This window comes from Pseudomonas sp. FA117, from assembly GCF_057370475.1.
The window spans coordinates 2,517,311-2,537,430 of the sequence record NZ_CM170675.1 but is presented as its reverse complement, the minus strand read 5'-3'; the positions used below and the strand labels follow the sequence as shown (position 1 = coordinate 2,537,430).

The window sequence follows — 20,120 nt, the reverse complement described above, 5'->3', positions numbered from 1 at the left end:
GCGAAGCGACAGCGTAAGCCGCGGGTTGCAGCGATCACGCAATTGCAGTTTTGGGAGACAACGGATTGGGATGGAAGAAGACCCTCTCGCGAACCGGCCCTACAGCAACCTCACCGATTTCCTGGTACCCCAGCCGCTCGTAGAACGCCGGGTAGTGAGGGTTGCCGGTAGTGAGCACGACCCCCTGAGTGTCGCAGTCGCCTGCGCACCACTCGTGCACAGCCTGTAACAATTGCTCGCCGTGGTGCTGCCCCTGGAACTGCGGATGCACTCCCAGCAGGGGCAGCACATGGACCTGCTCTGCGGGCAGGCAGGTTGCCAGCGCCGCCTGGTAGTCCAGGTAACGGCGGGTGCGCTGCCTGCCGACACCCAACAGCATGCGCAGACGCCAGGCCCAGCTGTCGGCCACGCCCAGGCGACGCTGCGGCGGCACGATCAGCGCTACACCGATCAGGCGATCGTCCACCAGCACACCGACGGCCGGCAGTTGCAGATAGAAGTGCTGGCGGACCCATTCGCGCACCACCACCCGCAGCCTGCGCTCATATCCGGCGCGCTGACCGTCGAACAGATAGGCGAAAGTCGGCTCATGGCGGTAGGCGTGATAGAGCAGCGAGCGCACTTCGCGGCTGTAGCCATCGTCGAGCAGGCAGATACGGGCCGAAGCGTCGGACATAGCGGTGATCCTCCTGGAATGTACGGGTCAGAGCCTTGGAGGTGCCAGGCTGCGCATCGTTCCCCCTGGCAGGACGTTAGCAGCGCTCCCGCCTGGCTGCCACGCTGGTGATGACGGCCGATGTCAGCTAGCATCCGAGGCTTTTACCAGGATCGTCCTTCCATGAAGATCGTCTCGTTCAACATCAATGGCCTGCGCGCCCGCCCGCACCAGCTGGCTGCGCTGATCGAGAAGCACCAGCCGGACGTCATCGGCCTGCAGGAAACCAAGGTCAGCGACGATCAGTTCCCCCTGGCCGAAGTCCAGGCGCTGGGCTATCACGTGCACTTCCATGGCCAGAAAGGCCACTACGGCGTCGCACTCCTGTCGCGCCAGGCACCGCTGTCGCTGGTCAAGGGTTTCAGCACCGACGAAGAAGACGCCCAGCGCCGCTTCATCTGGGGCACCTTCGCCGATGCCGACGGCACGCCCATCACCATCATGAACGGCTACTTCCCCCAGGGCGAAAGCCGCGACCACCCCACCAAGTTCCCGGCCAAGCAGCGCTTCTACAGTGACCTGCAAGCCCTGCTCGAAGGCCAGTTCAGCAACGACCAGTCGCTGGTGGTGATGGGCGACGTGAACATCTCGCCCCAGGATTGCGATATCGGCATCGGCGCCGACAACGCCAAGCGCTGGCTCAAGACCGGCAAGTGCAGCTTCCTGCCCGAAGAGCGCGAATGGATGGAGCGCCTCAAGGGCTGGGGCCTGGTGGACAGCTTCCGCCACCTGTACCCGGAAGTGGCAGACCGCTTCAGTTGGTTCGACTACCGCAGCCGTGGTTTCGAGGACGAGCCCAAGCGCGGCCTGCGCATCGACCTGATCATGGCCTCGCAGGCGCTGGTTCCGCGCCTGAAGGCCGCCGGGGTGGACTATGAACTGCGGGCGATGGAAAAGCCGTCGGATCACGCGCCGATCTGGCTGGAACTGGCCTGACGCGGCCAGCGCTCCGGGCTCAGCCGCGCAGGAAGGCGTCGACCTGCTGCGCGGCCGCCGCCGGGTCTTCCTGCATGAAACAGTGCCCACCCGGCACCTGCTGCTCGCGGATGCTGGCATTGAGCGCCACCAGCCGCCGCACCGAGTGAGGCACGAAGGGGTAGGTCTTTTCGCCATGCAGGATCAGCGTCGGGGTGGCGATGCGCTGCAGGCTCGGCCACATCCGCGCCGGGAACGAGCTGAAGATCTCCACCTCGCGGCTGGGTCGGCACTTGAGCACCACGCCTTCGCCGCAATCGCCGATGGCATGGCCTATATAGGCGTGCAATGCAGCATCGCTCCAGCCCTTGAAGATCCCTCGCCCCTGTAGCGACGCCAGCGCCGCCTCGCGATCCGGCCAGTGACTGCGACGGGTCGCGGCCTTGCGCGCCAGGGCATGGCGCCGGTGCAGGCCGACCAGCGCCGCCGCCCCCATCATGCCCAGCATGCGCCGGCTGAACAGTACGGGGTCGAGCAATACCGCGCGCTCGAACAGTTGAGGCTGGCGGGCGATTATCAAGCCGGTCAACACCCCGCCAAAGCTGTGTCCCAGTGCATGACGCGGCACGTCGCCAAACACCTGGCGCCCAGCCTCGAACGCCTCGACCACCAACTCGGCCGTGCGGTTCCAGCCTCGGAAGTCGCCGCCGTGGTCGCTGTCACCATGCCCTTGCACGTCACACAGCCAGAGGTCGAAGTGCTCGCCCAGGCGCATCAGCATCGGTTCGTAGGCCAGGCAGCAGAAGCCGTTGCCGTGCAGGAAATGCAGCAGCGGCTTGCCGCTGGGCTCGGAATGCCAGCCGCGAAGCGTGAAGCCCTCCGCGCAATCATGGGACCAGGGAATCAACTGCATGCTGCACCGCGCTCATCGAACTAGGAAAACGACGATTCTACAAACAGCAGCGGGTACAGTGAAATCACCAGCAGCACGGCCATCAGGACATTGAACAGCATCAGCCAGCGCGGGTTCTGCAGGACGTTGCGCAGTGCGCTGCCAAACATGACCCAGATCCCCACGCTCGGCAGGTTGACCAGGGCGAACAGGGCGGCAATCACGATGACGTTGAGCACGTAGCCTTGCGCGGGGGTGTAGGTGGTGATAGCCCCGACCGCCATGACCCAGGCCTTTGGATTGACCCACTGGAACGCCGCTGCACCCCAGAAGCTCAAGGGCTTGCGGGTGGTTCCGGCGTCGGCGGACATCGGCCCGGAAGTGGCGATCTTCCAGGCCAGGTAGAGCAGGTACGCCGCCCCCACGTAGCGCAGGATGCTGTAGAGCGGCGGCCACGCCTTGAACAGCTCGCCGAGCCCGAAGCCGACCCCCAGCACCATCAGCATGAAGCCGATGCTGATGCCCATCGCGTGGGGAATGGAACGGCGCACACCGAAGTTGACGCCCGAGGCCAGCAACATGGTGTTGTTCGGCCCCGGGGTGATCGAGGAGACGAAGGCGAAGAGGATGAAGGCGGTGAGCAGATCGTATGAGCCAAGCATGGCAGGAACTTCCATCGGGTACTGATTAGGGTGTCCTGCAACACTACTCGAGTCGGCCCGCTTCAATACCAGTACAGTTGCGCGATATTAAACCTATACACATTACTGTACCTACACAGACGGATCGAAGATCTCCTCGATCGCCAATCCGAATACCGCTGCGATCGTGAATGCCAATGGCAGACTGGGATCGTATCGGCCGGTCTCGATGGCGTTGACGGTCTGCCGTGAAACACCCAGGCGTTCGGCCAGATCGGCCTGGGACCAGCCATGCTCGCTGCGCAACGCGCGAATACGGTTGTTCAACGGTAGCGCCTCACACCGATGACGGTGCCCACCGCCCAGAGCGGCCCCATCAGGCTCCAGACCATGAACATCGACAGCCGCGGAAAACCGGCCGTCTCCAGAAAGCCGTAGCTGAATGTCAGCAGCGCGGTAGCGACGAAAGCCAGCCCCAGTGCCTCGAGCTGGATGCGCCTGGCCATTTCATCGAGGCGGCGCAGTTGCTGCACCACCGCCCAGGCCATGCCGAACATGGCGGGGACCGGTATCAAGGCGACGCAGGTCTTGGCAACGCCAGGAGGCAGGTCCGACAGATAGTGGCTACTGATCAGCACCGCGGCGATATAGGCGACAAGAAACAGGATGAACTGGGTGACGTGACGTTTGTGCAACATGCCAACGGCCTCGATGTAAAGTGTGCTTTACATTCAAGGCGAAGCTGAGCGATATGTCAAGCATGCTTTACATCGCACGCTGTTGCCCAGTTAATGAAGCGGGCACCGGCCATCGGGTTTCAGCACACCGCCAGCGCAGAGGCGCAAGATGGAAGCTGGATGTCGGTTGACGCCATGCGCGCGCACCACACCTGTGTGTCAAAAGTGTTACCCACCTCGACGACTCAGCAAAAAATCGGGTAACACGGAAACAATTCGAGAGATTTTCGGGCCTCCAGAAAATCTGTAAAAACAGCAAACTATTGATTTTAAAGGGATTTAAAAAGTTGGCACGGCATCTGCTTTATCTCTGGCACAACAAAAATAAAAAAACGTGACACCCCAATAAAAACAACATGCACCGACTCTGACATAACAAGAACAACACGGCAGAGGCGCAGCAAGCAGATTTTTTTGGAGTAGACACGCGTTCCCGGGGTTCGCCCCCGCGACCTGACGCAGAACAACAAAACTACCTCGAGGTAGCGACGGTCAGGGTCGGATCAGCAATGATGGATGCAGGTCAGCGCTCAAAAAAATACGTTTGCTCTTGGCCCCGGATGGGGGCCCGGCTACACCGAACCAGGCTGACAAAAACAACAACAGGCCGGGTTTCAATAATAAGAAAAGAGCAGGCAACAACGCTTTGAGGGGAGCTTCGGCTCCCCTCAGTGCTTCCTGCCCTCCTCGGTTTTCTTCTCCTCGTTCTCGCCCTCGACCTTCTCCACCAGCACCGGCATGCTGCTCAGCACCAACAGGGCGAGCACCGTACTCACCAGTGCCGTGGCCTCGCGTCCCATGCCTGCCGCCGTACCGATTGCCGCCGTCATCCACAGGCCAGCTGCCGTTGTCAGCCCCTTCACGTGGCTGGTGTCCTGGCCATTGCCCTTGAGGATGGTCCCTGCGCCGAGAAAGCCGATGCCGGCGACGATGCCCTGGATCACCCGGCTCAACGCCTGCTCGTCGGCGCCGGCCATGCTCGGTGCCAGCACGAACAACGCCGCGCCCATCGACACCAGCATGTGGGTACGCACCCCCGCCGACTTGCCCTTGTGTTCACGCTCGAAGCCGAGCACCGCACCGAGCAGTGCAGCCATGGCCAGGCGCACCACGATCCGCGTCACCTCGCCGGCATCGGCGATATCGGTGAACTCGGCCTGCACCGCCTGCCACACGTTCTGCCACCAGTTGTCCATGGGATCTCTCGGCCCGATTACACCCTTGATGAAGGGTTGACCGTCGCGCTGGCCAGGAGTGCGACCTGGCCGCCCGGCGTCGGGATGGAGCAACCAGGCACGCGGCGCGGTCTGAGTCGTTACACCCCGAGGAGGATACCGTCATGCCCGTGGAGATCGATCAAACCAACCAGCGCTGCACCCTGATCGGCGACAAGTTGCGCATCGAGGGCCTGGGCCCGGAAATCGAGATATTCACCGACGAACACCTGCGCATGTCGGTCGCGGTGCTCGCCGGTGAACGCATACCGATCACCGAGGCCGAAGCCGATGCGCTCACTGTGGCCGGTGCGGTGGATAGTCGCAGACACTTGAAGAGCAGCGCGCCAGGCTCGGTAATCTGAGGCCTGCAGGAGCTTTCTCGCGCATCTGATACGGTTTTAATCGCTCTACCTGAGCCTGTGCTGATAACAGATCGGGGGCCATAGTGCCCGGGCCTGATCGAGGCCTGATGAGCGACCACCATGAGCGAGAGAATCCCCTTCAGAGTCATCCAGATCGAACCTGCTGCCAGCGCCCGGAAAAGCCCGGCAAGCGGGGGCATCCACACCCGCAGCTTCACCGGCCTCTACCGCAACCTGCGGATCAGCTTTGCCGGCGTGTTGTTCGTGTTGTTCTTCGGCACGGCCTGGCTGAACTGGAACGGTCGTCAGGCCGTGCTCTGGGACCTCGCCGAGAGCAAGTTCCACATCTTCGGTGCAACGTTCTGGCCGCAGGACTTCATCCTGTTGTCGGCGCTGCTGATCATCTGCGCATTCGGCCTGTTCGCGACGACCGTGTTCGCAGGACGGGTCTGGTGCGGCTACAGCTGCCCGCAGAGCGTCTGGACCTGGCTGTTCATGTGGTGCGAGAAAGTCACCGAAGGCGAGCGCAACCAGCGCATCCGCCTGGCGGCCGCGCCCTGGACTGCGAGCAAGATCGCCCGTCGCACCGTCAAGCATGGTTTGTGGCTCGCCATCGGCGTCATCACCGGGCTGACCTTCGTCGGCTACTTCACCCCCATCCGGCCCCTGGCCCAGGAGCTGCTCAGTCTGGAACTGGGCGGCGTGGCACTGTTCTGGGTGCTGTTCTTCACTGCGGCCACCTATCTCAACGCCGGCTGGTTGCGCGAAGCGGTGTGCATGCACATGTGCCCCTATGCACGTTTCCAGAGCGTGATGTTCGACAAGGACACCCTGGCCGTGGCCTATGACCCACGCCGGGGCGAGACACGCGGGCCACGCAAGAAAGGCAGCGACCGGCAGGCACGGCAACTGGGCGACTGCATCGACTGCACGCTGTGCGTACAGGTCTGCCCCACCGGCATCGATATCCGTGACGGCCTGCAGATGGCGTGCATCGGCTGCGCCGCCTGCATCGATGCCTGCGACGGGGTGATGGACAAGATGGGCTATGCCCGTGGCCTGATCGGCTACAAATCCGAACACAGCCTGCAGGGTGGCAGCACCCACTGGCTGCGTCCGCGCCTGCTGGGGTATGCCACGGCGCTGGTGGTGATGGTCGGCGCGCTGGTGATCGCCCTGCAGATGCGCCCGATGGTATCGCTGGACGTGATCAAGGACCGCGGCCTGTTCCGCGAGAACGCCCAGGGCCAGATCGAGAACATCTACCTGCTCAAGATCATCAACAAGACCCAGGAGCCGCGGCATTACCAGCTACGCCTGGTCGACGCCGACGGCTTCGTGCTGCACGGCAAGCACGAGCTGCTGATTGCCGCCGGTGAAATGAGCGAGCTGCCGGTCTCGGTGGCAATGCTTGCCGAACGCCCAGCCAGCAGTTCGGTGGACCTCACTTTCGAGGTGCAGGACCGCGACCAGCCGCAGCAGCACAGCCGAGCCCGCAGCCGATTCGTCGCGCCGCTGAACCGTTGATCCCTTACACTGCCTTCAACCTTGCCTGCCAGGCCGAAAGACACATAACGATGAAACGCTACGAACGATTCGCCGACGACATCGCCGAACTGATCCGCTCCGGAGTACTCGGCCCCGGCCAGCGCGTGCCTTCGGTGCGCTATGCCAGCCAGACCCATGGCGTCAGCCCGTCCACGGTATTCCAGGCCTATTACCTGCTCGAGCGCCGCGGGTTGATCCGCGCCAGACCGCGCTCGGGCTACTTCGTCAACGCCCATGCGCCACGCCAGTTCAGCGAGCCGCAGGCACTGGAGCCGGCCAGCGAATCCACCGACGTCGATGTCAGTGCGCTGGTGTTCTCCATCCTCGATTCGATCAAGGATCCGCAGACCATCCCCTTCGGTTCGGCGTTCCCCAGCCCGGAGCTGTTCCCACTGCAGCGCCTGGCGCGGTCGCTGGCCAGCGCCAGCCGCGCCATGGACCCACGGGTGGTGGTCACCGATCTGTCGCCGGGCAACCCGCAGTTGCGGCGCCAGATCGCCCTGCGCTACATGGTCGGCGGCCTGATGTTGCCGATGGAGGAATTGCTGATCACCAACGGCGCACTGGAAGCGCTCAACCTGTGCCTGCAGGCGGTGACCGAGCCGGGTGACCTGGTGGCTATCGAAGCACCGGCGTTCTATGTCTGCCTGCAGGTGCTCGAGCGCCTGAAACTCAAGGCGGTGGAAATCCCCGTGCACCCGCGCGAGGGCATGGACCTCGGCGTGCTGGCGCAAACCCTGGAGAAGCACCCGGTCAAGGCTGTCTGGTCGATGACCAACTTCCAGAACCCGGTGGGCGCGAGCATGCCCGAGGCGAAAAAGCAGGCACTGGTCGAATTGCTGCACCGTCACCAGGTACCGTTGATCGAAGACGATGTCTACGCCGAGCTCTACTATGCCCCACAGGCGCCCAAGCCGGCCAAGGCCTTCGACCGCGACGGGCTGGTCATGCACTGCGGCTCCTTCTCCAAGAGCCTGGCGCCCGGCTACCGGGTAGGCTGGGTGGCCGCCGGGCGCTTTGCGCAGAAGATCGAGCGGCTCAAGCTGATGACCTCGCTGTGCGCCTCGATGCCTGCGCAGGCCGCTATCGCCGACTACCTCCAGCACGGTGGCTACGACCGCCATCTGCGCAGGTTGCGCTATGCCCTGGAGGGCCAGCAGGCCAGCATGCTCGCGGCCATTGCCCGGTATTTTCCGGCGCAGACCCGGGTCAGCCAGCCCGCCGGGGGTTACTTCCTGTGGCTGGAGCTGCCGGAGCAGATGGATGCACTCAAGCTGTTCCACATGGCCCTCGCGCAGGGCATCAGCATTGCACCGGGGCCGATCTTCTCGCCGACCCGCCGCTTCGACAACTGCATCAGGCTCAACTACGGCAGCCCCTGGTCCGAAACCATGGAAAATGCCATGGAGACGCTGGGGCGCATCATTCGCTCGTTCTGAGGCTATCAGCAGCTATAGTTGTCGCGGACTGCCCACGGACGAGCACGCAATGGACGAAGCGAATCAACTGCGCCAGCAGATCCTGGCCCTGCAGCAACGTAACGGCGAGCTGGAGGCCCGCCTGGCACAGGCAAGCCAGGCCCAGCCCTTCGATGACCTGATGCTGCGCAGGGTGCACGAGCAACTGGAGCAGCGATTCGACCAGACCCTGGCCGAACGCCGGCTGTTCATCGAACTGATCGACCACAGCCTGGCGAATGTCTTCGTCATCGCGCCGGATCTGCGTCTGCAGGCGATCAACCGCACGGCGCGCGAAACCTTCAAGCGCTTGCACGGCTTCTGCCCGCGAGTGGGCGAGCGCGTCGACGAAGTCCTGGCCGGCCTGCCGTCGATGCTGGAGCGCCTGCGCTCGCTGCTCAGGCGGGCGCTGGCCGGCCAGACGCTGGTGGAGAACGTCAGCTTCGACGGTCCACCCTACCGGCGTCACTATGAACTGCGCGTCAGCCCGCTGCGCAGCGATGGCGCGCCACCGCACAGCGTCTACCTGTTCGCCTACGACATCACCGAACGCACCCTGGAACAGGAACATCTGCGTGAAGTCGAACAGGCCCTGCGCCAGGCGCAGAAAATGGAAGCGGTCGGCCAGCTCACCGGCGGCATCGCCCATGACTTCAACAACCTGCTGGGCGGCATCTTCGGTGCACTGGAACTGGCTGGGCAGCGCCTGATCGAGCCGAGTGACCAGGAAGCCCGTCGCCTGCTCGGCATCATCGAACAGAATGCCTCGAAGGCCGCCTCGCTGGTACAGCGCCTGCTGGCTTTTTCCCGGAGGCAGACACTGCTGCCCCGCGTCACCGACATCCGCCAACTGATCGCCGAGATGCTGCCATTGATCGAGCGTTCGTTGCGCGCCGATATCGAGCTGATCGATCTCACTGCCGACGACCTGCAACCCGCGTGCATCGACGCCTCGCAGCTGGAAAACACTCTGCTCAACCTGTGCCTGAATGCACGCGATGCCATGCCAGACGGTGGCAGCATCGTGATCCATTGCCAGAATCTGCAGATGGACGAGCAACAGGCCCAATACCTGCGTCTACCGGCCGGCCAGTACCTGCACCTGCGGGTCGAAGACCAGGGTATCGGCATGTCCGAGACCGTGGCGCAGCGCGCGACTGAGCCGTTCTACACCACCAAGCCAATGGGCCAGGGCTCCGGGCTCGGCCTGTCGATGGCCTACGGATTCGTGCGCCAGTCAGGGGGCCAGTTGCATCTTGAGTCGAGCCTGGGCCAGGGCACCTGCGTGCACCTCTATCTGCCCAGGGCGCAGATCGCCCGGCAAGACGCGCCGACGCCACCCGCACAAGCGACGCCCCCAGCGGCGCCCACCATCCTTCTGCTCGAAGAGCAAGCGGCGATGAGACTGGTCTTGAGCGAACTGCTGACTGACGCGGGGTACCAGGTGCACAGCCTCGAACATATCGATCAGGCACTGGCACTCATACGCAGCGGGACTGTTGCAACAATGCTCCTGGCCAACGTCACGCTCAACGATAGCGCGCAGGGTCGGCAACTGATCGAGGCGTGCCAGGCTTCATGTCCGGACTGCGTCCTGCTGTTCATGGCCAGCTATGGCGCGGCCTCGAGCCATGCGCCGCATGCCTTGCCCGGCGGCGCACAGGTGCTGGCCAGCCCCTTCGAACTGGACGCATTGCTCGCCCAGGTAGGGCGTGCGATGGGATGAACCTCAACGTCCACCGCCCAGGTCGATGAAGCTGCCGGTCGAATAGGAGGCCTTGTCGGACAGCAGCCAGAGGATTGCCTCGGCCACCTCTTCCGGTTGCCCGCCGCGCCCCATCGGCAACCCGGCCTCAAGCTTGCCTACACGCCCGGCATCACCGCTCAGGGCATGGAAGCCGGTGTGGATATACCCCGGGCGAACGCCATTGACCCGAACGCCCTCGCCCGCCACTTCCTTGGCCAGGCCCAGGGTGAAGGTATCCAGGGCGCCCTTGGAGGCGGCATAGTCGACGTACTCGTTGGGCGAGCCCAGGCGCGCGGCCACCGATGAGACGTTGACGATCGCCCCGCCCTGCCCGCCATGGCGGCGCGACATGCGCAGCAAGGCTTGCCGGGCACACAACATCGGCCCGACCACGTTGGTCTTCATCAGCTTGAGCAGGCGAAACTCGGTCATCTCGTCGACCCGGCTCTGGGTGCCGATGGTCCCGGCGTTGTTGACCAGGGCGGTGAGTGGTCCAAATTCATGGTCGATGCGCTGGAACAGGCGGATCACCTCGTCCTCGACACTGGCATCGGCGCGCACGGCGATGGCCTGGGCACCCAGCGCCCGGACCTCGCCCAGGACCTGCTCGGCGGCCTGGTCGTCGGCGTGGTAGTTGATGCAGATGCGGTAGCCCTGCTGTGCTGCAAGACGCGCAGTGGCGGCGCCGATGCCGCGGCTGGCGCCGGTGATAAGGATGACTTTGTCCATGAAGCCGCCACTTTCCGGGGAATAGACCTACAAGGTTAGGGGAAAAGCCCCGCTCGCGGCAACGCCAGTTACAGCGTTGCCACGCGCCGCATCAGTGCCCCGCCGATGCCGGTCCGGCCTTGGCGGTGAACGGCGGACGCGCCAGCCACACCAGCAGGATCAAGGCACCGAACACCCAGGTCAGCATCGTGAAGTAATCCACCGTCGACATCATGTACGCCTGGCTGTTGAGGATCTGCTCGAGCCGGGCATAGCTTTGCGTACTCGCCCCGCCAAGCTGCTCGAGCGTGTGCCGGGTTGCCGGGTCGTACTGGCTGATGTGCTCGCTGAGGTAGGCATGGTGCTGCTCGGCACGACGAATCCAGATCCAGGTGGTCAGCGAGGCGGCAAAGCTACCACCCAGCGTGCGCAGGAAGGTCGCGAGCCCCGAGCCGTCGGCAATCTGCTGCGGCGGCAGGTCCGAGAGCAGGATGGTCAGCGTGGGCATGAAAAACAGCGCCACGCCGATACCCATGAACAGTTGCACCAGGGCAATGTGCAGGAAGTCGACCTCGCTGGTGAAGCCTGCGCGCATGTAGCAGCTGGCACCAATGGCCAGGAAGGCGATCCCGGCCAGCACCCGCAGGTCGAAGCGGTGCGCGTACTTGCCGACGAAGGGCGACATGATCACCGGCAGCAGGCCGATCGGCGCCACCGCAAGCCCGGCCCAGGTCGCGGTATAGCCCATCTGCGTCTGCAGCCACTGGGGCAGGATCAGGTTGATCCCGAAGAACGCAGCATAGCCACCCACCAGCACCAGGGTACCGACACGAAAATTCCGATACACGAACAGCCGCAGGTTGACCACCGGGTGACGGTCGGTGAGTTCCCAGATCACGAACACTGCCAGGAACACCAGGGCAATCAGGCTGCCGGTGATGATGAACGACGACTCGAACCAGTCCAGGTCGTTGCCTTTGTCGAGCACCACCTGCAATGCGCCCACACCGACGATCAAGGTCAGCAGGCCCACGTAGTCCATGGGCTGGCGGCTGGTGGTCACCGGACGCGTGCGCATCTGCTGGCGCACCACTGCGGCGGCGAACAGGCCGATCGGCACGTTGATGAAGAAGATCCAGGGCCAGCTGTAGCTGTCGGTGATCCAGCCCCCCAGTATGGGACCGGCGATCGGCGCCACCACGGTCACCATCGCCAGCAAGGCCAGGGCCATGCCACGCTTGGCCGGTGGGTAGACGGCGATCAGCAGCGTCTGGGTCATGGGGTACAGGGGGCCGGCCACCACGCCCTGGAGCACGCGAAAGCCCACCAGCTCCGGCATCGACTGGGCGATCCCGCAGAGAAACGAGGCCAGCACGAACAGCAAGGTGGCCCAGATGAACAGCTTCACTTCGCCGAAACGCCGGCTCAACCAGCCGGTCAGCGGCAAGGCGATGGCGTTGCTCACCGCGAAGGAGGTGATGACCCAGGTGCCCTGCTCGTAGCTCACCCCCAGGTTGCCGGAAATGGTTGGCAACGCCACGTTGGCGATGGTGGTGTCGAGCACCTGCATGAAGGTTGCCAGCGACAGGCCGATGGTCGTCAGCAGCAGGCTCGGCGGGGTGAACTGGGCCGCAGCGCCGTTGTTCATCGCTGCGCCGTCTTGCCGCTGGCGGCGCTGTTGTCATGGATCAGTTGGGCGATCAGTCGATCCGCCTCGGCCAGCTGGCGGTCGTATACCTGGGTCGTGTAGCTGGCCTGTTGTGGTGGCTGCTGGGCCAGTGCCGGGCCGCTCTGGTCGTGCAGGTCGACCTCGACCACGGTCGACAGGCCGATCCGCAGGGGGTGATCCTTGAGCTGCTCGGGATTGAGGTGCACACGTACCGGTACGCGCTGGACGATCTTGATCCAGTTGCCGGTGGCGTTCTGCGCCGGCAGCAGCGCAAAGGCACTGCCGGTGCCGGCGCCGAGGCTGTCGACGGTACCGCTGTACTTCACGTCGCTGCCATAGAGGTCGGCGCTGATCTCGACCGGTTGGCCAATGCGCATGTCGCGCAACTGGGTTTCCTTGAAGTTGGCGTCGATCCACACCTCGTCGAGGGGAATCACTGCCATGGTCGCAGTGCCCGGCTGCAGACGCTGCCCCAGTTGCACGGTGCGCTTGGCCACATAACCGGTGACCGGTGCCACCAGGGTGGTACGGGCATTGTCCAGATACGCCTGGCGCAGGTCGGAAGCAGCCGCCATCACCTCTGGATGCGAGGAGACGACCGTGTCGTCGACCAATGCGGTGCTGGTATTGAGCTGCTGGCGGGCATTGTCCAGCGCGCTTTGCGCGGCGGTCAGGTCATCGCGGGCGTGAGACAGTTCCTCGGCGGCAATGGCCCCGCTGTCGGCCAGGACCTTGCGTCGGTTGTAGTTCTCACGGGCCTTCTTCAACTCGGCCTGGCGCGTCTGCACCTGGGCCTTGAGCGCATCGACGTTGCTGTACAGCCCGCGCACCTGGCGCACGGTGCGCGCCAGCCTGGCCTCGCTGGCCTGCAAGGCGACCTGGGTATCGCTGGGGTCGAAGCGCAGCAACACCTGGCCTGCATGCACCAGGTCACCGTCGTCGGCACCGATGCTGGTGACGGTGCCGGTGACCAGTGGGGTGATCTCCACCACGTTGCCGTTGACGTAGGCATCGTCGGTGCTTTCATGGAAGCGCCCGACCAGGGCGTACCAGGCCCAGGCGGCAGCACCGGCGAGGACCACCAGCAGCACCAGGGCAAGCAGCCAGGTCTTGCGCTTGCCAGTGGAATCGGGCGCGGCAGAAGTGTCGGGTGCATCCGAGGGCGTGGCCATGGCAGTACCTTTGAATCAAGTTGGATCGGGGGGGCGATTGCCGAACCGGGCAATCGCCAATGGGTCGCCAGCGGCAAGGAGAACCTTCGCCAGCAGTGCCTCGAGGGTCTTCAGCTCGTCGGGCTCGAGCGCGCCGACCAGCTCGTTCATCGCCATCGCACCGATCTCCGGCAGGCGGTCTGCCAGGCGCTGGCCGTCGGCGGTCAGGGCCAGGCGGACCTGGCGGCGGTCGTCGGGGCAGCGAGTACGCAGGATCAACCCCTTCTGCTCGAGGCGATCGAGCATGCGGGTCATCGAACCGCTGTCCAGACCCAGGTAACGGCACAGCTCGGCCGGGGTGTCGACCTGGTACTGGGTGACGATGATCAGCACCTTGAACTGCGCAGCCGTGACGCCGTCAGCTTCCAGGTGCCAGTCGAGGATACGGTCCTTGAGCACGGCGGCGCGGCCGAGCAGCATGCCGATGGCGCAGGACTGGAAGTTTTCCGGGGTGAAATGGGCCATCGGCGTTACTCGCTAATAATGTGTAAAAATATTACTGCCTAGGCAGTGAATGTCAAAGCTTTTATTAGCAAGCTATCTAAGTCATTGTTTATCCGAAGGTGTCGGCCCCACTGGAAGGCGGGGTCGTTGCAGACGAAAAAATTTCGCAACTGATAGTCATTCGCCATTATCTCGGTTCTCGCGGAGCCCCTGTGGAAGGTAGAATGCGCAAAACCGGGAGCCTCAATGAACCAAGACCGCCTCAACCCCCTCGACGACGACGCCATCACCGATGCTGCAGCGCATTGGTGCATGCGCCTGCATGCCGAGGACTGCTCGGCCGCCGAGCGTGAGGCCTTCGCCCAGTGGTTGGCGGCCGACACCCGGCATGCCGAGGAATACCAGGCGATGCTGGAGATCTGGCAGACCGCCGACCTGCTGCCGCGCGCCGCAACGGTGGTGGAACTGCCGGTGCGCCGCCCGCGTCAGCGCAACTGGCGACCGCTGGCCTCGGCAGCCGCCATCACCCTGCTCGCCCTGCCGCTGGCCGGCTGGGTGGGCTGGGAACAGGGCTGGCTGCCCAATCGCTATCAGCATTTCGAAAGCGAGCACCATCTGCGCACCGTGCACCTGCAGGATGGCAGCCAGGTCGAGCTCAACCTGAACAGCGAGTTGCGCTACCTCAACTACAAGGATCGGCGCCAGGTCGACCTGGTCAAGGGCGAGGCGTTCTTCAAGGTCACCCATGACAGCGAGCACCCGTTCATTGTCCGCGCCGGCCACGGCCAGACCCGGGTCACTGGCACCCAGTTCAACGTGTGGAAGTACCAGGACCAGGTCAAGGTCACCCTGGTCGAAGGCTCGGTACTGGTATCGAGCAACGGCAGCGATGGTGGCTACCGCCTGGGCCCGGGCATGCAGGCCAGCTATCGCACCGGCGATTTCGAGCCGCAACTGGCGCAGAGCGACGACGATACCAACAACCTGGCCTGGCGCAGCGGCCGCCTGGTGCTCGACAACCTCAGCCTGTCCCAGGCCTTGCCGGTGATCAACCGCTACCTGGACAAGCCACTGCTGCTGGCCGACGGCAGCGTCGGCAGTATCCGCATCAGTGGCGTCTACGACACCCGCGAGGTCAGCCGGCTGGTGGACAACCTGCCCCGTGTGCTGCCGATCTACCTGACCCGCAACAATGATGGCAGCACGGTCATCAACCGCATCCTGCCGAACGCCAGCAAGGGCTGATAACCGGCCCTGGCACTGGCATCCGCGCTGCTGATCGCCTTCACTCGCCCATCGAGGTCAGGTCCACCAAGCGCATGCTGTCGCGCCCGCCCCGCTTGGACTGGTACAGCGTGGCATCGCCCTGTTCGATCAGCGCAGCCAGGCTGGGCGGAGGTCGGTCGAACAGGTTGGCACCGATGCTCAGGGTCACCGCCATGGGCGTGACGAACGACTGCGCGGCAATTTCCTGAAAGCGCTCGCGCAACATCGCGCCGAGCACCTCGACTTCGTCACGTCGGGTGTTGCCCAACAGGATGACGAACTCGTCGCCACCCAGACGTGCCGCCAGGGCATTGGTCGGCAGCAGGCCACGGATGGTTTCGCTCAAGGCCACCAGCAGCCGGTCACCGGCGGTGTGGCCATGCAGGTCGTTGACCAGCTTGAAGTTGTCGATGTCGATCAGCAGCACAGCGCCCGGTCGCTCGCTGCAGGTGGCCTGCAGCAGCACCGGCGCGCGCACCTCCAGTGCGCGGCGGTTGAACAGTGCCGTGAGTGGGTCGCGCGCGGCCAGCAATGCAATCCTCTCCTCGCGTCGGTAGCGTTCGGTGCCGGTCATCGACAACGCGATCAGCATGATCGCCATCGCCCCTTCGATCAGCGAAATCTGGATGATCTCGCCGCGAAACGCCGCCAGGTCGATCAGCGTGCCCGGAATCACCACGGTCAGGGCCTTGATCACATAGAACAACCCGTGGACCAGCATGACATAGCGCAGTTGTACCGCCCCCACGCTCAACGATACGCCGTGCGGGCGCAACAGGTAGCTGGCGCGCAGCGACACCAGGGCCACCAGCAGCGAATTGACCACCAGCATGATCTTCGACCAGGAAGGCCCTTCCGGCAGCAGCAGCAGGCTCCCCCACAACAGCACGATCAACAGCCAGACGCGCGACAGGCGCACCTCGGTGAAGCGCGCCACCCCCAGCAGGAAACAGAAATGCGCCACTACCAGCAGGCCATTGGCGAACCAGATGCCGATCAGCAGGAAGCCGTTCATACGCAGCAGCGCGAGGGTGGAACCCACGGTGATGGTGGCGAATCCGGCACTCCAGCAAAGCAGCGAGGACTCGCGCACACTGCGCCATTCGATCGCCAGGTAAAGCGCCGCCGCAGCCGCGAGGGCGACAGTGAGCGCCAGGAGAGTTGGAGGGTCGAGCGTCATTGACCAGCATGCCTGTCTTGAGATGCAAAAGCCGTGATTGTAAGCGCTCCAGACGAGATTGCAGAGTGCCACCTCATCGGACAATTTGAGGCAAGGGTGGGCCAAGACATATCAGCCAGCACGGCAGAGCGACCTGGGTGCTGCAGCAGCAAGCGGATGCTAGGCATGGCTGAAATGAAAAAAGCCACCGCCGCAGGAAGCGAAGGTGGCTTTTGTCCGTCAGGCCAAGGTCTACTCCATACTGGAGCGCAGCCTGGGGCATCGTTCAACGAACACTCGCCCTCAGTTGAACGGCTACAGGCCGGGTGCCCGCCCCAGCCTCTCGCGGAGCTGGCTGAGCGCGGCATATGCCTGGTCGCGGTAAGCCAGAAGTGCTGCGGTCTGGGTCGGCTCTATATCCAGGAAACCCTGCCCTGACTTCACGCCAAGGTTCCCAGCCTCGACCAGCTCCTTGAGCATCGCAGGTGCTTCGAAGCGCTCGCCATAGGTCGCTGCCAATGTTTTGAACGACGACGCATAGACATCCAGTCCCGCCATGTCACCTATGGCGAACGGACCAAACAGCGCCAAGCGAAAACCGAAGGCATTGCTGACGACCAGATCGACCTGGTCAGGCGTGGCCAACCCCTCCTCAACAACCTTGACGGCCTCCTTGAACAGGGCGAACTGCAGGCGATTGGCAACGAAACCTGGGGTATCGGCAACCCGGGCCGGTATTTTCCCCACCGAACGAATCAGTGCTTCAATGGTATCCACGTGATCGGGCAAGGTTTGTGCGCTGGCAATCAACTCGACACCTGGAATGAAAGGCGCCGGATTCATCCAGTGAACGCCCATGAAGCGCTGCGGGTGCGTGACGAATCTGGCCAGATCGCCGATCGGTATCGCCGATGTATTGGTGCCGATAATCGCCTTGCTCGAGGACGCTGCAGAGATGCGAGTCAAGACATCACGTTTGATATCGAGTACCTCAGGGACCGCTTCTGTGATGAAGTCAGCATCCCTCACGGCGTCCTCGATCGAGGCCGCTGAACTCAGACGCTCGTGCAGGCGCTGAACGGCATCCGACGGAAAAAGGCCGGTATCCGCAAAGGCCTGGGCTTGGGTCAACAGCCGCTGCAGTGATTTTTCGGCGATTGCCCCGTCGGCGTCGGCCAGAACGACATCCGCGCCCCCCAGGGCAAGAACTTGCGCAATACCACCGCCCATGTAACCGGAACCGACAACTGCAATTTTCTTGATAGTCATACCTAAACTCCTGATATCTCACACAACACGGCTCAGAGCGAATCGTTACTGCGATCCTTCAATGTGCAAAGCGCCACAGCTGCCACAATCCCACCGAGAGCCAAATAGGTGGCAACCGCGTAGCCGGATCCGAAACTGACCAGTAGAAACGAAGCGATCAAGGGCGCCGGGCCTCCAGCAACCAGTGATGACATTTGATAACCGACCCCCGCGCCGGTGTAGCGCACATGCACCGGAAACTGTTCGGAAATGAGAGATGCCTGGGCACCATACTGGATGGCATGCGGAAGCAGGGACAGGCTGATGGCAATGAAGATCCAGGTGGGATTGCCCGAGTTCATCACCCAGAAATAGGGGTACGCCATCAGGATCAATACAACGCAGCCAATGTAATAGACCCGGCGGCGCCCGATGCGATCTCCAAGATTCGAGAAGACCGGCAACAGGATCAAATCAATCAAGGCCGCCGTCAGCGTCCCCAGCAATACGAATGTTCGGGAAAGTCCGACATGTTGCGTGGCGTAGTCGAGGATGAAGGCCGTAAAAATATAGAAAGGCATTTGTTCCGACATCCGCAGGAACGCAACTTTGATGATGTCCTGCCAATGATGCCTGGCGACGTAGCGCAGAGGGCTTTTCTCAATCTGGTTGGTCTGTTTCTTTGCCGCGAACGACGGTGTTTCCTCAATCGCCAGTCGCACCATCAGGCCCACGATCACAAGCACCCCCGAGAACAGGAACGGCAAGCGCCAGCCCCACTCCAGAAACTGGTCACCGGTGAAGTAACTGGAGCCCATCACTGCCGTGGTCGACAGGATCAAGCCAATGGATGTGCCCAGTTGTGGCCAAGCCCCTGCAGCACCGCGTTTTTTCTGGTCGCCCCATTCCAGTGACATCAGTGCCGCGCCACCCCACTCCCCTCCGACGCCAAAACCCTGCACCAGACGCAGGAAAATCAGTATCCCGGGAGCCCAGAGCCCGATGCTCGCATAGGTCGGCAACACTCCGATGAGAAACGTCGCCACACCGGTCATGACCAGCGTGATGACAAGAGTCGTCTTGCGACCCACACGGTCACCGAAGTGACCAAACACCGCCGCGCCGATCGGGCGAATGGCAAAGGCGATGGCGAAGGATGCGAACGACAGCATCAACGCGACAAGGTGATCATCCGCCGGAAAAAACAACTGCGGAAAAACAAGTGCCGCAGTGGCGCCATAGATGTAGTACTCGTACCACTCGATGGTGGTACCGATCAGGCTGCCTACGGACGCCTTTCGTCGCTGACGCATCCGATGCGACTGACTGGTGGCTGACTCGGCATTATCGGCATCAACGTTCAAGGGAGTGGTGCCATGAAAGGTAGACATCGTGCTGTCTCCGATTGTTGTTATTGGACTGCACCTTGAGCTCGCTTCGTCGACCAGCCACAAGACAAGGCACATCGAGCAAAACACCGTGTTAATTTTTCTTATTATTTGTTATTTTTTCACAAAGTCAACACACGAAATCACAACTATGATCATTTCCTCGAACGGAGGCCATATGACTGCCAGGCTCTACCTGGTCCGCCACGGAGAAACCGACTGGAATGCGCAAGCCAGGCTCCAGGGTCGTCGCGACATCCCCTTGAACCGCGTCGGACGTAACCAGGCCAGGTCGTCCGGAGCTTGTCTGTCAGCGCTGCTGAAGGCCCCGGAACAGCTGGATTTCGTGTGCAGCCCATTGAGCCGTGCGCGTGAAACGATGGAAATCGTTCGCACTGGGCTGAACCTGGAGGCAACGGGATACCGCACCAGCGACAGGCTTGTGGAAATCGACTTTGGGGAGTGGGAGGGACTGACCTACCAGCAGGTTGCCGAGCGCGACCCACGGAACTATCAGGCTCGCCAGGCCGCCCCCCTGGACATTGCACCACCGGGAGGCGAAAGCTATCGCGCACTCTTGGATCGCATCGCATTGCTGGTGCAGGAGCTGAGGGGAGATACCGTTATCGTGGCGCACGCCGGTGTGCTACGCGGCTTCCTGGTCATGCTGGCCGGCGTGCCGGCAAGCCGCATCCACGCCCTGGAAATACCTCAGGATGAGGTGCTGCTGCTGGAGGACGGAGAATTCAGCTGGTTGCGCGCGAGCTCTGGCGAAGTGGCGCGCCGGCGCTGACCC

Annotated in this window: 20 protein-coding genes; 7 read left to right on the top strand and 13 right to left on the bottom strand. The window is 63.1% G+C overall.

Annotation, left to right across the window (positions count from 1 at the left end; translation table 11 throughout):
* Positions 1-34 precede the first annotated feature (34 nt).
* A complete protein-coding gene (locus AC1TXO_RS11715; protein WP_486406470.1) occupies positions 35-676 on the bottom strand; it encodes a GNAT family N-acetyltransferase in 642 nt (213 codons plus the stop codon).
* 162 nt (positions 677-838) lie between these two features.
* On the opposite strand from AC1TXO_RS11715, the gene xthA reads away from it, so the two are divergent.
* A complete protein-coding gene (gene xthA / locus AC1TXO_RS11710; protein ID WP_486406469.1) occupies positions 839-1,651 on the top strand; it encodes an exodeoxyribonuclease III in 813 nt (270 codons plus the stop codon).
* Positions 1,652-1,670: 19 nt separating this feature from the next.
* Here xthA and AC1TXO_RS11705 read toward each other — a convergent pair whose 3' ends face one another.
* From AC1TXO_RS11705 to AC1TXO_RS11685, 5 genes are all read right to left on the bottom strand, one after another.
* Complete coding sequence (locus AC1TXO_RS11705) at positions 1,671-2,543, bottom strand: alpha/beta fold hydrolase (protein ID WP_486406468.1); 873 nt, start codon at positions 2,541-2,543, stop codon at positions 1,671-1,673.
* Between the two features lie 20 nt (positions 2,544-2,563).
* Positions 2,564-3,184, bottom strand: coding sequence for a LysE family translocator (locus AC1TXO_RS11700; RefSeq protein WP_486406467.1), 621 nt, complete (start codon positions 3,182-3,184; stop codon positions 2,564-2,566).
* Positions 3,185-3,295: 111 nt separating this feature from the next.
* Positions 3,296-3,490, bottom strand: coding sequence for a helix-turn-helix transcriptional regulator (locus AC1TXO_RS11695; protein ID WP_486406466.1), 195 nt, complete (start codon positions 3,488-3,490; stop codon positions 3,296-3,298).
* The gene (locus AC1TXO_RS11690; RefSeq protein WP_486406465.1) at positions 3,487-3,861 is read right to left on the bottom strand and encodes a hypothetical protein; all 375 of its coding nucleotides are present in this window, start codon (positions 3,859-3,861) and stop codon (positions 3,487-3,489) included. The genes AC1TXO_RS11695 and AC1TXO_RS11690 overlap by 4 nt, the downstream gene beginning before the upstream one ends.
* A gap of 707 nt (positions 3,862-4,568) precedes the next feature.
* Positions 4,569-5,096: an MgtC/SapB family protein gene (locus AC1TXO_RS11685; RefSeq protein ID WP_486406464.1), complete on the bottom strand. Its 528-nt coding sequence runs from the start codon at positions 5,094-5,096 to the stop codon at positions 4,569-4,571.
* 143 nt (positions 5,097-5,239) lie between these two features.
* Between AC1TXO_RS11685 and AC1TXO_RS11680 the strand changes: the two genes are divergently transcribed.
* The 4 genes from AC1TXO_RS11680 (at position 5,240) to AC1TXO_RS11665 (ending at position 10,210) form a co-directional block, all read left to right on the top strand.
* Positions 5,240-5,479 (top strand): DUF3203 family protein, encoded by a 240-nt coding sequence (locus AC1TXO_RS11680; RefSeq protein WP_486406463.1) that lies wholly within the window; start codon positions 5,240-5,242, stop codon positions 5,477-5,479.
* A 120-nt stretch (positions 5,480-5,599) separates the two neighbouring features.
* Positions 5,600-7,006 (top strand): cytochrome c oxidase accessory protein CcoG, encoded by a 1,407-nt coding sequence (gene ccoG / locus AC1TXO_RS11675; protein WP_486406462.1) that lies wholly within the window; start codon positions 5,600-5,602, stop codon positions 7,004-7,006.
* 50 nt (positions 7,007-7,056) lie between these two features.
* Positions 7,057-8,466 (top strand): GntR family transcriptional regulator MpaR, encoded by a 1,410-nt coding sequence (mapR, locus tag AC1TXO_RS11670; protein ID WP_486406461.1) that lies wholly within the window; start codon positions 7,057-7,059, stop codon positions 8,464-8,466.
* A 49-nt stretch (positions 8,467-8,515) separates the two neighbouring features.
* Positions 8,516-10,210: an ATP-binding protein gene (locus AC1TXO_RS11665; protein ID WP_486406460.1), complete on the top strand. Its 1,695-nt coding sequence runs from the start codon at positions 8,516-8,518 to the stop codon at positions 10,208-10,210.
* 3 nt (positions 10,211-10,213) lie between these two features.
* Here the strand turns inward: AC1TXO_RS11665 and AC1TXO_RS11660 are convergent, their stop codons facing one another.
* The 4 genes from AC1TXO_RS11660 to AC1TXO_RS11645 form a co-directional block, all read right to left on the bottom strand.
* Positions 10,214-10,960 carry an SDR family oxidoreductase gene (locus tag AC1TXO_RS11660; protein WP_486406459.1) on the bottom strand — a complete coding sequence of 249 codons (747 nt, stop codon included), beginning with the start codon at positions 10,958-10,960 and terminating at the stop codon, positions 10,214-10,216.
* A gap of 91 nt (positions 10,961-11,051) precedes the next feature.
* Positions 11,052-12,587: a DHA2 family efflux MFS transporter permease subunit gene (locus tag AC1TXO_RS11655; RefSeq protein WP_486406458.1), complete on the bottom strand. Its 1,536-nt coding sequence runs from the start codon at positions 12,585-12,587 to the stop codon at positions 11,052-11,054.
* Positions 12,584-13,780, bottom strand: a complete 1,197-nt coding sequence (locus AC1TXO_RS11650) for an EmrA/EmrK family multidrug efflux transporter periplasmic adaptor subunit (RefSeq protein WP_486406457.1) — start codon at positions 13,778-13,780, stop codon at positions 12,584-12,586. Before AC1TXO_RS11650 ends, AC1TXO_RS11655 begins: the two co-directional genes overlap by 4 nt.
* A 15-nt stretch (positions 13,781-13,795) precedes the next feature.
* Positions 13,796-14,284, bottom strand: coding sequence for a MarR family winged helix-turn-helix transcriptional regulator (locus AC1TXO_RS11645; RefSeq protein WP_486406456.1), 489 nt, complete (start codon positions 14,282-14,284; stop codon positions 13,796-13,798).
* A gap of 225 nt (positions 14,285-14,509) precedes the next feature.
* Between AC1TXO_RS11645 and AC1TXO_RS11640 the strand changes: the two genes are divergently transcribed.
* Positions 14,510-15,508 (top strand): FecR family protein, encoded by a 999-nt coding sequence (locus tag AC1TXO_RS11640; protein ID WP_486406455.1) that lies wholly within the window; start codon positions 14,510-14,512, stop codon positions 15,506-15,508.
* Between the two features lie 40 nt (positions 15,509-15,548).
* Here the strand turns inward: AC1TXO_RS11640 and AC1TXO_RS11635 are convergent, their stop codons facing one another.
* The 3 genes from AC1TXO_RS11635 to AC1TXO_RS11625 all read right to left on the bottom strand — a co-directional run bounded on the left by AC1TXO_RS11635 (position 15,549) and on the right by AC1TXO_RS11625 (position 19,327).
* The gene (locus AC1TXO_RS11635) at positions 15,549-16,709 is read right to left on the bottom strand and encodes a GGDEF domain-containing protein (protein WP_486406454.1); all 1,161 of its coding nucleotides are present in this window, start codon (positions 16,707-16,709) and stop codon (positions 15,549-15,551) included.
* A 294-nt stretch (positions 16,710-17,003) separates the two neighbouring features.
* Entirely contained in the window at positions 17,004-17,957 is a 954-nt protein-coding gene (locus tag AC1TXO_RS11630) for a 3-hydroxyacyl-CoA dehydrogenase family protein (protein WP_486406453.1), read from the bottom strand.
* A gap of 32 nt (positions 17,958-17,989) precedes the next feature.
* Positions 17,990-19,327, bottom strand: a complete 1,338-nt coding sequence (locus AC1TXO_RS11625) for an MFS transporter (protein WP_486406452.1) — start codon at positions 19,325-19,327, stop codon at positions 17,990-17,992.
* A gap of 1 nt (position 19,328) precedes the next feature.
* Here AC1TXO_RS11625 and AC1TXO_RS11620 point away from each other — a divergent pair, with 1 nt between their 5' ends.
* Positions 19,329-20,117 carry a histidine phosphatase family protein gene (locus tag AC1TXO_RS11620; protein ID WP_486406451.1) on the top strand — a complete coding sequence of 263 codons (789 nt, stop codon included), beginning with the start codon at positions 19,329-19,331 and terminating at the stop codon, positions 20,115-20,117.
* Positions 20,118-20,120: the final 3 nt, after the last annotated feature.

What these genes read in the sequence shown, in the direction of transcription:
- AC1TXO_RS11660 (WP_486406459.1), bottom strand. Translation starts at nt 10,960, where the DNA reads ATGGACAAAGTCATCCTTATCACCGGCGCCAGCCGCGGCATCGGCGCC.
- AC1TXO_RS11630 (WP_486406453.1), bottom strand. Translation starts at nt 17,957, where the DNA reads ATGACTATCAAGAAAATTGCAGTTGTCGGTTCCGGTTACATGGGCGGT.
- AC1TXO_RS11690 (WP_486406465.1), bottom strand. Translation starts at nt 3,861, where the DNA reads ATGTTGCACAAACGTCACGTCACCCAGTTCATCCTGTTTCTTGTCGCC.
- AC1TXO_RS11635 (WP_486406454.1), bottom strand. Translation starts at nt 16,709, where the DNA reads ATGACGCTCGACCCTCCAACTCTCCTGGCGCTCACTGTCGCCCTCGCG.
- AC1TXO_RS11650 (WP_486406457.1), bottom strand. Translation starts at nt 13,780, where the DNA reads ATGGCCACGCCCTCGGATGCACCCGACACTTCTGCCGCGCCCGATTCC.
- AC1TXO_RS11640 (WP_486406455.1), top strand. Translation starts at nt 14,510, where the DNA reads ATGAACCAAGACCGCCTCAACCCCCTCGACGACGACGCCATCACCGAT.
- xthA (WP_486406469.1), top strand. Translation starts at nt 839, where the DNA reads ATGAAGATCGTCTCGTTCAACATCAATGGCCTGCGCGCCCGCCCGCAC.
- ccoG (WP_486406462.1), top strand. Translation starts at nt 5,600, where the DNA reads ATGAGCGAGAGAATCCCCTTCAGAGTCATCCAGATCGAACCTGCTGCC.
- AC1TXO_RS11700 (WP_486406467.1), bottom strand. Translation starts at nt 3,184, where the DNA reads ATGCTTGGCTCATACGATCTGCTCACCGCCTTCATCCTCTTCGCCTTC.
- AC1TXO_RS11680 (WP_486406463.1), top strand. Translation starts at nt 5,240, where the DNA reads ATGCCCGTGGAGATCGATCAAACCAACCAGCGCTGCACCCTGATCGGC.
- AC1TXO_RS11685 (WP_486406464.1), bottom strand. Translation starts at nt 5,096, where the DNA reads ATGGACAACTGGTGGCAGAACGTGTGGCAGGCGGTGCAGGCCGAGTTC.
- AC1TXO_RS11665 (WP_486406460.1), top strand. Translation starts at nt 8,516, where the DNA reads ATGGACGAAGCGAATCAACTGCGCCAGCAGATCCTGGCCCTGCAGCAA.
- AC1TXO_RS11705 (WP_486406468.1), bottom strand. Translation starts at nt 2,543, where the DNA reads ATGCAGTTGATTCCCTGGTCCCATGATTGCGCGGAGGGCTTCACGCTT.
- AC1TXO_RS11625 (WP_486406452.1), bottom strand. Translation starts at nt 19,327, where the DNA reads ATGTCTACCTTTCATGGCACCACTCCCTTGAACGTTGATGCCGATAAT.
- mapR (WP_486406461.1), top strand. Translation starts at nt 7,057, where the DNA reads ATGAAACGCTACGAACGATTCGCCGACGACATCGCCGAACTGATCCGC.
- AC1TXO_RS11645 (WP_486406456.1), bottom strand. Translation starts at nt 14,284, where the DNA reads ATGGCCCATTTCACCCCGGAAAACTTCCAGTCCTGCGCCATCGGCATG.
- AC1TXO_RS11715 (WP_486406470.1), bottom strand. Translation starts at nt 676, where the DNA reads ATGTCCGACGCTTCGGCCCGTATCTGCCTGCTCGACGATGGCTACAGC.
- AC1TXO_RS11655 (WP_486406458.1), bottom strand. Translation starts at nt 12,587, where the DNA reads ATGAACAACGGCGCTGCGGCCCAGTTCACCCCGCCGAGCCTGCTGCTG.